Consider the following 12,735-nt stretch of genomic DNA (forward strand, 5'->3'; position numbering starts at 1 on the left):
GTCACCACCAGCTGAAACCCCGTCCTCATCGGTCACCACCAGCTGAAACCCCGTCCGTACCCGAGCGGAGGGCATGCCCCGGATGAACGACCCCTTCCCACTCTCCCCCTGGGAACGACGCTTCGAGAACGTCGTCGAGATCATCCCCTACGTCACCCTCGCCGCTTCCCTCGTCATCAGCCTGGCCTCACCCGACCAGCCCGCTGGCGGGATCCCCCGCACACTCGGGTTCACCGCCCTGGCCCTCGTCTGGAATGCCGGCGCCCGCACGCTCCTCCCCGTCGCCGTGCGCCAGCGGCGGGTCGCCATCACCGTCCACTTCGTCGGTGTCCTGGCCACCGCCGCGCTGCTGGCCTTCCACGACCCCATCTTCATCATCTACTGCATCTCCGGCTTCTTCCTCGCCGCCAACTTCGCTCCCTCCAAGTGGACCTTCGCCGCCGTCGCCGCCACCTCCTTCGTCCTGTACGGATCGACGCTCGACTGGGCACAGGCCACCATCCAGCTCATCACCTTCTACCTGGCGATCATCGTCGTGCAGACCGTCGCCATCGGCGGCGGCTCCATCGCAGGCATCAAGATCGAGGACCGGCAGCGCAAATACCGGAAAGCAGTCAGCGATCTTCAGACCGCCATGGAGGAGAACGCCAACCTCCACGCCCAGCTCCTCACCCAAGCCCACCAGGCCGGCATCCTCGACGAACGCCAGCGCATGGCACGCGAGATCCACGACACGCTCGCCCAAGGCCTCACCGGCATCATCACCCAGCTACGCGCCGCCCAACGCGTCAAGGATTCCGGCACCCATCTCCAACGGGCGCTCAACCTCGCCGAGGACAGCCTCACCGAAGCCCGCCGCTCCGTCTCCGCCCTCCAGCCGCACCAGCTCGAGGACGCCCACCTCCCCGAAGCCATGACCACCCTGGCCCACGAGTGGACCCAGAGCACCGGCGTCGACCTCCACGTCGAAGTGACCGGCGACCGCGTCCCCCTCAGCCCCGCCATCGAGGTCACCCTCTTCCGCGTCGCCCAGGAAGCGCTCGCCAACGTCGCCAAACACGCGGCCGCCACCCGAGCCGGCCTCACCCTCTCCTACACCGGCGCCGTCGTCCTTCTCGACATCCGCGACAACGGCACCGGCATCCACAACCCCAACGGCAAAGGATTCGGACTCAGCAGCATGAGACAACGCGTCCGCGGCGTCGGCGGCTCCCTCGAAATCGAGAGCACGCCCGGCGAGGGCACCGCCGTCAGCGCCACCGTCCCCGCGCTCCGTGGAGATCAACGGTGATCCGCCTTCTCATCGTGGACGACCACCCCATCGTCCGCGACGGCCTGCGCTCTGCCTTCGAAGCCGAACCCGACATCGATGTCGTCGGCGAAGCCGCCAACGGCCGCGAAGGCATCGAACGCGCCGCCGCACTCGAGGTCGACATCGTCCTCATGGACCTGCGCATGCCCGTAATGGACGGCGTCAGCGCCATCACCGCCCTGCGCCACTCCCACCCCCGCATCAAGACGCTCGTTCTGACCACCTTCGACGGCGACTCCGACGTCCTGCCCGCCATCGAAGCCGGCGCCACCGGCTACCTCCTCAAGGACGCCCCCACCGACGAACTCCTGCGCGCCGTCCGCGCCGCGGCCGCCGGCGAGCCGGTCCTGTCCCCGTCCGTCGCCGGCCTTCTGATGGGCCAGGTACGCAGACCTGTCAAGGCTGCCCTCACCGACCGCGAACTCCAGGTCCTCGCCCTCGTGGCCGACGGTGCCTCCAACCGTCAGGCGGCCGCCAAGCTCTTCATCAGCGAGGCCAGCATCAAGACACACCTGCTGCACATCTACGACAAACTCGGCGTCCGCGACCGCGCCGCCGCCGTCGGCGAGGGTTATCGACGAGGTCTGCTCAGCTAGTCGGCCAACAGCCCACTTCCACACAACCACCCGCCTACCCGCCTACCCGCAGGAACGCTGCAGGTGGCCGTGCTATGGGGGAAAGCTCAAGCGCTGCTGAGGTGGGCGCGTGAACTGGGATGTGGTGCTGGGCGGTCTGCCGCAGCGCTGCTGAGGTGGGCGTGTGAACCGGGAAAATGGTGCTGGGCGGTCTGCCGCAACGCTGCTGAGGTGGGCGTGTGAACCGGGAAATGGTGTTGCGTGATCTGCTGCAGCGCTGCTGAGGTGGGCGGGTGAATCGTGACGTGGTGCTGGAGATGTTCGACCGTCAACTCCGGCGGGAGGCCCGGTCCGCCGGCGCAGGAGATCGGGTCGAGCGGACGGGCGACGTGGTGCGGCACCTCTCCACCGGTGACGGCTCCACCGGTGACGGCTGGGCCACCGTCGTCTGGTCGGACCTCGACGACGCCACGGCGGACGCGGCGATCGCCGCGCAGGTGGGCCACTTCACCGACCTCGGCCGCGAGTTCGAATGGAAGCTGTACGCCCACGACCAGCCGGCCGACCTCGCCGACCGGCTGGCGGCGGCCGGCTTCGTGCCCGAGCCCGCGGAGACCCTCATGGTCGCCCAGGTGCCGGACCTGCCGACCGGCATCGACCTCCCCGAATCCGTCCAGCTCCGCCCGGTGACCACACCCGCGGACGTGGATCTCCTGAGGGATGTGCACGACCAGGCGTTCGGCACCGATTTCAGCGGACTGCGAGAGAGCCTGCTCACCCAGCTCGCCGCAGACCAGCTCATCGCCGTCCTCGCCATGGCCGGCGACCTCCCGGTCAGCGCCGCCCGGATGGAACTCCACGCAGGCACGGACTTCGCCAGCCTCTGGAGCGGCGGCACCGTACCGGCCTGGCGCGGCAAGGGCATCTACCGAGCCCTGGTCGCCTACCGCACCCGCATCGCCGCCGAACGCGGTTACCGCTACCTCCAAGTGGACGCCTCCGACGACAGCCGCCCCATCCTCCAACGCCTCGGCTTCCTCCCCCTAACCACAACAATCCCGTACGTATACCGCCCCTGATCACGATCCCGCACGTATACCGCCCCTGATCAGGTGACGGTCACCCGGAGACCAGACCGACCGTCACCTCCACCCATTCCTCCGGCAGCGAACGGACCTCCAGGCCTCGCTTTCCACACCTGCGTGAGCTTCAGTTCAGCCGGGCATCCGTTTGCCCAAGGCGGTCTCGTAGGCGCGCATCGTCCGTACGATCGTGGCGCGTTCGGCCGGGGTGAGGTCGGCCAGGACCTCGGCCCACGCCAGCGCGCTGCCTGCCAGCCACTCGTCGATCGCCTCGACGTACTCCGGTGCGATCGCGACGAGCCGCCGTCGCCGGTCGGCATCGTCCTCTTCCCGCGTCACGACACCGCGGCGAGACAGATCACTCACCATGAGGCTGACGGTCGTCGGGGCGATCTCCAGCCGCTCCGCCAGCTGGCTCACCGTGAGAGAGCCGTCGTGCTGCAGGTAGGCCAGCAGCGACAGGTGCCGGGGCGCGAGATCGAGCGTCCGCAGCACTTCCGGCATGGGCAGCCGCTTGGCCCGCCCGACGAGCCTGGGCATCAGCAGCAGCATGGACCGCACCGCCTGGTCGGTGGTCATGCCGTCCGCGTCATTGACCATCTGGCACCTCGCCGATTATCTTTACTAGCAAAGCTAATTTGGAAACAAACAGGAGAATCACCATGCCACATCTGACGGTCCGGGTCCTGGAGCCGCAGCTCCAGGGCAACGAATCGGCCCTCATCGCCGCACTGACCGACGCGGTGGTCGACGTGTACGGCGAGTGGGCCCGCGACGTCGCGGTCATCCACCTCGACGGCGTACCCGCAGGACGGTGGGGCCTTCGGGGCAAGCCGGTCGACGAGGCCCCACCCGCGATCATGTTCGGCATCCGCGAGGCGGCGTTCACCCGTCCCGACAGCGGCGAGCTCATCGCCAAGCTCGTGCGAACCGTCACCGACGCGGCCGCAGACGTCCTCGGAGCGCACCTGCGCGACAGCATCACGGTCGAACTCGTCGCCACCCCGGCAGGCCGCACCGCGATCGGAGGCGTGATCGTCGACGGCCGGCCCGTTTCCCACTGAGTGATCTTCAGCGGAGACCTTGTGGACAGATGCCGAGGAGGGGCCGGTCGTGAAACCGTACCCATCCGCCATCGTTCGGCCCGGAAGCCGGCTTCGCGCTAATGGACGATGGCCAGCATCACGTCAGAGGCCGTAGGCCGATCCTCAGGCCGTTTGGACAGGCAGGCGCCGACGACCCCGCGAAGGTGCTGCGGCAGTGGCGATAAGTCCGGATGAAAGGTGAGCACCCGGTTGAAGATCGCAGGCATGCTGTCCTCCCCGAACACGGGCCGCCCCGTCGCGGCGAACATCATGGTCACAGCCCAGCTGAACACGTCGGCCGGGGGCCCTACCTGCTCCCCGGATAACTGCTCGGGCGACATGTAAGGCGGCGTGCCGACCATCTTGCCCGCCGTCACCGTCACCTGATCGAGCGCCCGAGCGATGCCGAAGTCGATGACCCTCGGCCCGTCGTGGCCGATGAGCACATTGCTGGGCTTGAAGTCGCGGTGCACGATCCCCGCTTTGTGGATGGCCGCCAGCGCCCCGACCGTGGACAACGCCAGCCGGGTCAGGCTGTCCTCGTCACGCGGCCCGTGCCGGCGCACCAGCTGCTCAAGTGAGGGGCCTTCCACGTACTCGCTGACGATGTAGGCGAAGTGTCCCGTGATGCTCACGTCGAGCACGCGGGCTGTGGAAAACGTCGCCACTCGCCGTGCCGTGTCGACCTCCCTGGCGAACCTGTCCCGCGCGGTCTCATCGACCAGGTCATGCAGCACCTTCACGGCCACCCGGGTCCCGTTGGGCGCCATGGCGAGATAGACCACGCCTTGGCCACCGCGACCCAGCGGCTGGAGCACCCGATAGTGCCCGATCCATTCGGGCTCGCCCGGCCGATGGTGGGAGGAGGGGGCGGTGGTCTGGTGGTGCACATTAGGCCGAGGACGCGGCGGCGGGGGTGGCGCGTGTGGACGAGAGGCGGTGATGCCGGGACGCGCCTTGGCCATCGCGGGCACGAGGATGCCCGAGTGGATCACCCCGGCGATCCAGGCGGCCACGAACATGAGGGAGACCAGCGTGCTGAAGGGCTCGGGAATGTCGTTCACGTCGTCGTACGCCGAGATCGCGATGACGAAGATGCCCGTGGAGAAGGCATAGGCGCACGCGGCGAGAAACTGCCACCCGCTCCGCAGCCAGAACGCCGCGAACCCGATCGTGAGCGGCGTCGCCAGGCCGCACGAGACGAAGGACAGGCCCGCCCACACGATGGAAGCGGCCCATGCCCCGCCACTGGGGCGGCTCGGATGGCGATACGACATGGCGAGAGACTATCGCTCAGGACTTGCACATATCGGGCGTCTCTCGTTCTTGTGGATAACTTCCCGCAGCCTGTGGATGACTGTGGAAAACCTGGGGACAACGCGCCAGCTCATTCACCTGCGCGCTTAAGTGCGCCATGATGTTGAAGTATGGGACGGATACCCGGCGTAGGGCTCGCGAAGGGGCTTAGCATCACCCTTCGCCACATGCTGCGCAAATCCGACACCCAGCAATACCCGGAGGTCAGACCCGCCCTCCCGCCGCGCAGTCGTGGCGTGATCGCCCTGGTCGAGGAGAACTGCACCTCTTGCATGCTCTGTGCCCGAGAGTGCCCCGACTGGTGCATCTACATCGACTCGCACAAGGAGACCCTCCCAGCACCCGAAGGCGGCCGCCCGCGCCAGCGCAACGTTCTCGACCGGTTCGCCATCGACTTCTCCCTGTGCATGTATTGCGGCATCTGCATTGAGGTGTGCCCGTTCGACGCTCTCTTCTGGTCACCCGAGTTCGAGTACGCCGAAGGCGACATCCGCAACCTTCTCCACGAGAAGGACAAGCTGGGCACCTGGGTCGCCACGGTCCCACCGCCCCCGTCCCACGACGCCGGCGCCGCGCCCCCCAAGGAACTGACCGCCGCCCCGCGCCGTCCCGCCCGCTCCACCGACGCGCCCCCCGCCCGCACCTCAGGCAGAGCGACCACCGCGGGCGGAGCGACCACCGCGGGCGGAGCGGCCACCCCGGGTAAGGACGTCGCCCCCGGCAAGGACGTCGCCCCCGGTAAGGACGCCGCCCCCGGCAAGGCGGCCCAGGGCGAAGCGATTCCCGCCGACGCTGGGGACATTTCCGGTACGCCCCCTCCACCCCCAGCAGCGGAGCCCGAGCTCAAAGCGGACAGTCCCCCCGAGAGCAGGGCGGCGGACTCCGACGATGAGTCACCCATGACCCAGCCCGGCGGCGCGGCGTCATCCACAGGCACGCCGTCCGGAGAAGAGTTGTCCACAGGCGAGCAGGAACCGCGACCGGACCCCGGTTCGGAGGGGCAGAATTCTGGCGCGAGACCGCCGAGGCGGCGGATGGCCGATCCACGATCCATCCGCCCGCCCGGGCGGCTCGGCCCTGATCAGCCAAGGGAGCCAAAGGAGGAGTCGTGACCGAGGCGATGCCCTCCTATCTGTCACCCACCGGGCAAGAGATCATCTTCCTGCTCCTGGGAGCGGTGGCGGTCGGATCCGCGCTGCTCGTCGTCACGACCCGGCAACTCGTCCACGCCGCCCTCTGGCTCGTGGTCACCTTCGGCGCCCTGGCCGGCTGCTACCTGGTCCTGACCGCGGAGTTCGTGGCCTGGGTGCAGGTCCTCATCTATGTGGGCGCCGTGATCGTCCTGCTGCTGTTCGGCATCATGCTCACCCGCGCGCCCATCGGCCGCTCCACCGACCTCGACAGCGGCAACAGGCCGGCCGCGGTCGTGGTGGCGCTGGCGACGGCCGCCATCCTGGTCACCGTGGTGATCGACGGCTTCCGCATGGCCTACACCCCGCTGACACCCGGCCAGGGCGGCGCGGGGGAGCTGGGAGGCAGCATCTTCAGCACCTGGGTGCTGCCGTTCGAGGCCCTCTCGGTGCTCCTGCTGGCCGCCCTGATCGGCGCCATCGTCCTCTCCCGCACCGACATAACCGGCGCCAACGGTACGAATCAGCGCGGTGACGGGCCCAACGGCCTGTCCCGTACGGACACACCCGGTGGAGGATCCCCACCCGACCAGACCGGGGGTCATTAGTGCACATCGTCTATCCGGCCGTCGTCTCCGCGCTCCTGTTCTCTATCGGCGTCTACGGCGTGCTCGCCAGGCGCAACACGATCCTGGTGCTGATGTCGGTCGAGCTGATGCTCAACGCCGTTAACCTCAACCTGGTCGCGTTCGACGTGTGGCTCGGCGACCGCCTGCACAGCGGCCAGGTGCTGACCCTGTTCGTCATCGTCATCGCGGCGGCCGAGGTGGGCGTCGGCCTGGCCATCGTGCTCGCCCTCTACCGCAACCGCAGGACAGTCGACCTCGACCACCTGCGCGACCTGGCAGAGCCCGCGGACGGGCCCACTCCGGGCAACCCCACGGTGACAGACCAGGCACAGACCCAGCGGCACACGACCGATGACCAGCCGGTGGAGCGCGACCACGGCGATGGCCGCCCAGCCGGACGAGGGGGCAAGTCGTGACGACCTTCCCGTTGCTGGCCGTACTCCTGCCCTTCCTGGCGGCCTTCGCCGGCCTCCTGCTGTCCCGCTGGCCCCGGGGGCGCGCCCGCCAGAGCAACGGACCGGCCGCCGGCCCCGCCGCCCACGTCGGCGGCACCCCCGCGGATGAGGATTCGGCTCGGGCCAGCCGCCGGGCCGCCTGGATCGCGGTCGTGCCGACCGCCGCCGCGGCGGTGCTGGCTCTCTGGCTGGCCTGGGGACAAGGGTTCGCCTTCCTCGACGGCGGCGCCCGCTCGGTCCCCGTGGGCGACACCTACGGCGCGATCGACACCGGCGGCGTCCCGATCTCGCTCACGCTCCAGGCCGACGACCTCTCCGGCCTGCTCGGCGTGCTGGTGACGCTCGTGGCGCTGGCCGTACAGATCTATTCGATCGGTTATCTGAAGGACGACCCCCGCTACCCCTCCTACAGCGCCTTCATCAGCCTGTTCACCAGCGCCATGCTCCTCGTGGTCTACGCGGGCGACCTCCTCGTCCTTTATGTGGGCTGGGAGATCATGGGCCTGTGCTCCTACCTCCTCATCGGCCACTGGTGGGAGGACCGCGGCAATTCGCGCGCCGCGGTCAAGGCGTTCCTGGTGACCCGTCTGGGTGACGTCGGCTTCCTGTTCGGCATCTTCGTGCTGGGCGGCGCCGCAGGCAGCTTCCGCATCGCCGACGTGCTGGCGAAGGTGCCCGAGATGTCCGCCGGCACGCTGGTCGCCGCGACGATGCTCCTGCTCGCGGGGGTCGCGGGCAAGAGCGCCCAGGTGCCGCTGCACACCTGGCTGCCTGACGCGATGGCGGGCCCGACCCCGATCAGTGCGCTCATCCACGCCGCGACCATGGTCGCCGCGGGCATCTTCCTCGTGGCCAGGCTCTTCCCCGCCTTCGCGGCGGCCCGGCCGACGCTCGACGTGCTCGCGGTCCTGGCCGCGCTCGGCATGCTGGGCGCCGCACTGGCCGCGCTGGCGCAGGACGACCTGAAACGGGTGCTGGCCTACTCAACGGTCAGCCAGCTCGCCTACATGGCCGGCGGTCTCGCCACCGGGTCCGACACCGCGGCGATTTTCCACCTGATCACGCACGGCGCGTTCAAGGCGCTGCTGTTCCTGTGCGCGGGCGTCGTGATCCACCACGTCGGCTCCAACCTGATGAGCCAGATGGGCGGGCTGCGCCGGGAACTGCCGATCACGTTCGCGGCGACGACGGTCGGCTTCGCCGCCCTCATGGGCCTGCCTCCGTTCAGCGGCTTCTTCAGCAAGGACGCCGTGCTCGTGGCCATGGAAGGAGCGCTCGCCGGCGGCCTCACCGACGCCGCCGCCCTGCTCCTGTACGGTTGCGCGCTCGCGACCGTCGCCGTCACCGGCGCGTACGCCACCAGGGCCTGGCTGCGCACCTTCTTCGGCCGGTCGCGGACCGTCGCGCTCCCCGAGCCCGCGCCCGGCACGGCGCACGTCATCGACACCCGCGAGGCGCCGCCGACGATGCTGGTGCCGGTCGTCCTGCTCGCGGTCCCGGCCGTGCTGCTCGGTTTCGCGGGTGGCCTCCACCTCGACGCACCCGTGGCGGTCATCAGCGTCGTCCTCGCGCTGCTCGGCGCGGCCGTGGTGTACGCCTCGTGGCGCAGCGACCCCGTGGCCGACCCGGCCCGGCTGCTCGGGCCGCTGCGGCAGCCGTGTGAGCAGGCCTTCTACGTCGACCACCTCTACGCCGCCGTCATCGCCCGCCCGATCGTGGCGCTGGCCGGGCTCGTCGTCAGGACGGACGACACGGTGGTGGACGGCGCGGTGCGCGGCTCGGGCCGGTCGGCGCGCGGGCTGTCCGGGCTGCTGCGACTCGCGCAGAACGGCAACGTACAGCTCTATGTGAGCGGCCTGCTGGCCGGAGTCCTCTTGATCGTGGTGGGGGCGGTGATGTTCACATGACGAGCTGGCTTCCCGTCGCGCTCCTCGCCGTGCCGTTGCTGGGGGCCTTCCTGCTCCTGGTCGCGCCGTCGCTGCTGCGCCCGATCCTGCCGGCGTACGGGATGGTCGTCTCCGGCGTGACGCTGGCGTTGGCCGTGGCGCTGGTGGCCACGTTCGACCACGGCCAGGCGGGACGACCCCAGGCCACCGTAGACCTGCCCTGGGTCCCCGGGCTCGACCTGCGCTTCCATCTGGGCGTCGACGGGATCTCGCTGCCGCTGGTCGCGTTGACGGCGCTGCTGACGTTCCTCTGCTTCGCCTACCTGGGCTGGGGCGACGCCCGCCGTCCCGGCCAGCTGCTGTACCCCAGGCCGGGCGGGGCCAGGCCGAGGGCGCTGGTGTTCACGCTGCTGGTGCTCGAAGTGGGCATGATCGGCACGTTCCTCGCGCTCGACCTGCTGCTGTTCTTCGTGTTCTTCGAGATCGTGCTCGTGCCGATGTACTTCCTGATCGCCATCTGGGGCGGTGCGGAGCGCAGGGGCGCGGCGGTCAAGTTCATCCTCTACACGCTGCTCGGCTCGGTGGTGATGCTGCTCGGCCTGCTGCTCATCTGGGCGCAGACCGGCACCCTCGACATCGTCGCCCTCGGCCAGGCGCACGGCGCGGGCATGTCGAGGGCGGTGCAGGTGCTCGCGTTCGTGGCGGTGGGACTCGGGCTGGCGGTCAAGACCCCGATGTGGCCGCTGCACACCTGGCTGCCGGACGCGCACACGCAGGCTCCCACGGTCGGCTCCGTCCTGCTGGCCGGTGTGCTGCTGAAGATGGGCACGTACGGCTTCGCCAGGATCGCGATCCCGATCCTGCCGGAGGGGGCCGTGGCGGTGGCGCCGTGGCTGGGCGCCTTCGCCGTCGTCGGGATCATCTACGGCTCGCTGGCCTGCCTGGCGCAGCGCGACCTCAAGCGGATGATCGCCTACTCGTCCGTCGGCCACATGGGCTTCGTGCTGCTGGGCTTCGCCACGCTGACGACGGTCGGGATCAACGGCGCCCTGTTCGCCAACGTCGCCCACGGCCTGATCACCGGCCTGCTGTTCTTCCTGGCCGGCGCGATCAAGGACCGCCATCACACCGCCGACATCCCGTCGCTCGGTGGCGGCCTGCTGGCCAGGCTTCCGCACCTCGGCGCGGTCCTGACGTTCGCCTCGATCGCCTCGCTCGGCCTGCCGGGGCTGGCCGGGTTCTGGGGGGAGATGCTGGCCTTGCTCGGCGCCTTCCAACCGGCCGACGTGCTGCCCCGCGCCCTGTTCCTCACCTTCATGGTCATCGGCGGTCTCGGCGCGGTCCTGACGGCGGCCTACTTCCTGGTCATGCTCTCCCGAGTCACCCACGGCGTGCCGTCCGTCCCGCTGCCGGTCTCCGCCGGCGCCGGTCCGGACGATCACCCCGCCGACGCGATCGTGCGCCCGGCCGGCGACCTCGCCGCCTGGGAGACGCCTGATGAGCGGCCGGTCGCCCCCGTGGGTGCGGTGCCGGAGGCGCTCGACATCCAGCGGTACGAACTGGTCGCCTGGGTGCCGTTGATCGTGCTGATCCTGCTCTTCGGGCTCTGGCCCCAACTGCTGCTCTCGCTCACCACACCGGCCGTGCAGACTCTGCTGGGAGCACTGTCATGATCCAGCAGATCGACTACTTCGCGATCGCGGCCCCCTTGACCCTCGCCCTGGTCGCGGCACTCGTACTCCTGCTCGACGCTTTTCTGCCCGCCCGGCGCGGGGTCAAGTCGGCGCTGGGGTTCGTGACGCTCGGGGGTGTGCTGGTCGCCTTGGGGTTCGTCGTGGCGCAGGCCGCCCAGGCCGGCTCCGGGACGCTGTCCACCTTCTGCGTCCCCGCCCACCTGGCCGAGGGCGGCTCGCCCGGCGAGTCGTGCTCGTTCGTGGTCGACCGGCTCACCCTGATCTTCGCCGGGTTGGCGCTGGTGGCGGCCGTCGTCGTGGTGCTGATGTCGATGACCGAGCTGGCGGAGGGCGACATTCCGGTGGGAGAGTGGCACTTCCTCCTGCTGTGCATGCTGACCGGCGCCGTGACGCTGCCCGCCTCGCGAGACCTGATCATGCTGGTGGTGGCGCTCGAGCTCGTCTCCCTGCCGGTCTTCGCGCTCACCGCGCTGAAACGCTACGACGGCCGCTCCTCGGAGGCCGCGGTCAAGCTGTTCCTGGTGTCGGTCGTGTCGACCGCCGTCATGCTCTTCGGGGTATCCCTGCTGTACGGCGTCGCCGGGACCGTCTTCCTGCCACGGCTGGCGGCCGTCTTCAGCGGCGAGCTTCCAGCACCGGGGTGGCCGGAGGCGTCCACGTCCATCCTCGAAGCCGATCACGGCCTGCCGGGCCTGGTCACGGTAGGGATCGTGCTCCTCGTCGCGGGGTTCGCCTTCAAGATCGCGGCAGTCCCCTTCCACGCCTGGGCGGCGGACGTCTACCAGGGCGCCCCCATCCCGGTCGCCGCCCTGCTCTCGGTGATCTCGAAGGCGGCCGGGTTCGCGGGCCTGATCCTCGTCCTGGTCCTCGCGCTGCCCGGCCAGTCGGCCACCTGGATCCCGATCATCGCGATCATCTCGGCCCTCACCATGACGGTGGGAAACCTGCTGGCGATGCGTCAGCGATCCGCCGTACGCCTGCTCGCGTGGTCGTCCGTCGCCCAGTCGGGCTACATCCTCGCCCCGCTCGCGGTGGCGTTCCGGCCCGGCGCGAACGCGGCGTCCACGGCGGTCGGGGCCACCGTGGCCTACCTGGTGATCTACGCCGCCATGAACCTGGGCGCGTTCGCCGTCGTCATGCTCGTGTCGCGGACCGCGTCACGCAATGAGCTGGACGACTACCGGGGGCTGGTGTTCCGGAGCCCGGCGGCCGCGCTGGCGCTGGCGTTCTGCCTGATCTGCCTGGCCGGGCTCCCGCCTGGGCTGGCCGGGCTGTTCGCCAAGATCGTGGTCTTCCGGGAGATCGTCGACGGCGGCGCCGGCTGGCTGGCGGTGGTCATGGCGGTCAACACCGTGGTCGGGCTCTACTACTACGTCGCCTGGACGGCGCGGCTCTTCACCCCCGAGCGGGCGGCGGCTCCGGCAGCGCGCCGTCCGTTCCCCGCGGTCTGGGTGGCCATCGGGATCGCGGTGGCGGTGGCGGTCCTGTTCTCGGTCGCGCCGCAACCGGTGCTCGACATGACGTTCTTATCTGCCACGTACTGATTCATCCGTCCCGCACCGACGTGAAG

12 protein-coding genes are annotated in these 12,735 nt (G+C 69.7%); 10 read left to right on the forward strand and 2 right to left on the reverse strand.

All coding sequences use genetic code 11. The features are described from left to right. Positions 1–82: 82 nt before the first annotated feature. From OHA68_RS16885 to OHA68_RS16895, 3 genes are all read left to right on the forward strand, one after another. Positions 83–1,291, forward strand: coding sequence for a sensor histidine kinase (locus OHA68_RS16885; protein WP_327108489.1), 1,209 nt, complete (start codon positions 83–85; stop codon positions 1,289–1,291). Further along, on the forward strand, positions 1,288–1,908 hold the full coding sequence (locus OHA68_RS16890; protein WP_327108490.1) for a response regulator transcription factor: 621 nt from the start codon (positions 1,288–1,290) through the stop codon (positions 1,906–1,908). Before OHA68_RS16885 ends, OHA68_RS16890 begins: the two co-directional genes overlap by 4 nt. 272 nt (positions 1,909–2,180) lie before the next feature. Beyond that, complete coding sequence (locus OHA68_RS16895) at positions 2,181–2,966, forward strand: GNAT family N-acetyltransferase (protein ID WP_327108491.1); 786 nt, start codon at positions 2,181–2,183, stop codon at positions 2,964–2,966. A 135-nt stretch (positions 2,967–3,101) separates the two neighbouring features. Here the strand turns inward: OHA68_RS16895 and OHA68_RS16900 are convergent, their stop codons facing one another. Then, complete coding sequence (locus tag OHA68_RS16900; protein WP_327108492.1) at positions 3,102–3,569, reverse strand: MarR family winged helix-turn-helix transcriptional regulator; 468 nt, start codon at positions 3,567–3,569, stop codon at positions 3,102–3,104. Positions 3,570–3,631: 62 nt separating this feature from the next. Here OHA68_RS16900 and OHA68_RS16905 point away from each other — a divergent pair, with 62 nt between their 5' ends. Then, positions 3,632–4,033 carry a tautomerase family protein gene (locus tag OHA68_RS16905; protein WP_327108493.1) on the forward strand — a complete coding sequence of 134 codons (402 nt, stop codon included), beginning with the start codon at positions 3,632–3,634 and terminating at the stop codon, positions 4,031–4,033. A 98-nt stretch (positions 4,034–4,131) separates the two neighbouring features. On the opposite strand, the gene OHA68_RS16910 is transcribed toward OHA68_RS16905, so the two are convergent. Further along, positions 4,132–5,331, reverse strand: a complete 1,200-nt coding sequence (locus OHA68_RS16910) for a serine/threonine-protein kinase (protein ID WP_327108494.1) — start codon at positions 5,329–5,331, stop codon at positions 4,132–4,134. Between the two features lie 207 nt (positions 5,332–5,538). On the opposite strand from OHA68_RS16910, the gene OHA68_RS16915 reads away from it, so the two are divergent. The 6 genes from OHA68_RS16915 to OHA68_RS16940 are packed head-to-tail and all read left to right on the forward strand — an operon-like array spanning position 5,539 to position 12,709. Continuing rightward, positions 5,539–6,483 carry a 4Fe-4S binding protein gene (locus OHA68_RS16915; RefSeq protein ID WP_327108495.1) on the forward strand — a complete coding sequence of 315 codons (945 nt, stop codon included), beginning with the start codon at positions 5,539–5,541 and terminating at the stop codon, positions 6,481–6,483. Beyond that, the gene (locus tag OHA68_RS16920) at positions 6,480–7,109 is read left to right on the forward strand and encodes an NADH-quinone oxidoreductase subunit J family protein (RefSeq protein WP_327108496.1); all 630 of its coding nucleotides are present in this window, start codon (positions 6,480–6,482) and stop codon (positions 7,107–7,109) included. The genes OHA68_RS16915 and OHA68_RS16920 overlap by 4 nt, the downstream gene beginning before the upstream one ends. Continuing rightward, positions 7,109–7,546 (forward strand): NADH-quinone oxidoreductase subunit NuoK, encoded by a 438-nt coding sequence (nuoK, locus tag OHA68_RS16925; protein WP_327108497.1) that lies wholly within the window; start codon positions 7,109–7,111, stop codon positions 7,544–7,546. Before OHA68_RS16920 ends, nuoK begins: the two co-directional genes overlap by 1 nt. Further along, positions 7,543–9,492 (forward strand): NADH-quinone oxidoreductase subunit 5 family protein, encoded by a 1,950-nt coding sequence (locus tag OHA68_RS16930; protein ID WP_327108498.1) that lies wholly within the window; start codon positions 7,543–7,545, stop codon positions 9,490–9,492. The genes nuoK and OHA68_RS16930 overlap by 4 nt, the downstream gene beginning before the upstream one ends. After that, complete coding sequence (locus tag OHA68_RS16935) at positions 9,489–11,144, forward strand: complex I subunit 4 family protein (protein WP_327108499.1); 1,656 nt, start codon at positions 9,489–9,491, stop codon at positions 11,142–11,144. Before OHA68_RS16930 ends, OHA68_RS16935 begins: the two co-directional genes overlap by 4 nt. Further along, entirely contained in the window at positions 11,141–12,709 is a 1,569-nt protein-coding gene (locus tag OHA68_RS16940; protein WP_327108500.1) for an NADH-quinone oxidoreductase subunit N, read from the forward strand. The genes OHA68_RS16935 and OHA68_RS16940 overlap by 4 nt, the downstream gene beginning before the upstream one ends. Positions 12,710–12,735 lie beyond the last annotated feature (26 nt).

The organism is Nonomuraea glycinis, assembly GCF_035920485.1.
Taxonomy (GTDB): Bacteria; Actinomycetota; Actinomycetes; order Streptosporangiales; family Streptosporangiaceae; genus Nonomuraea; species Nonomuraea glycinis.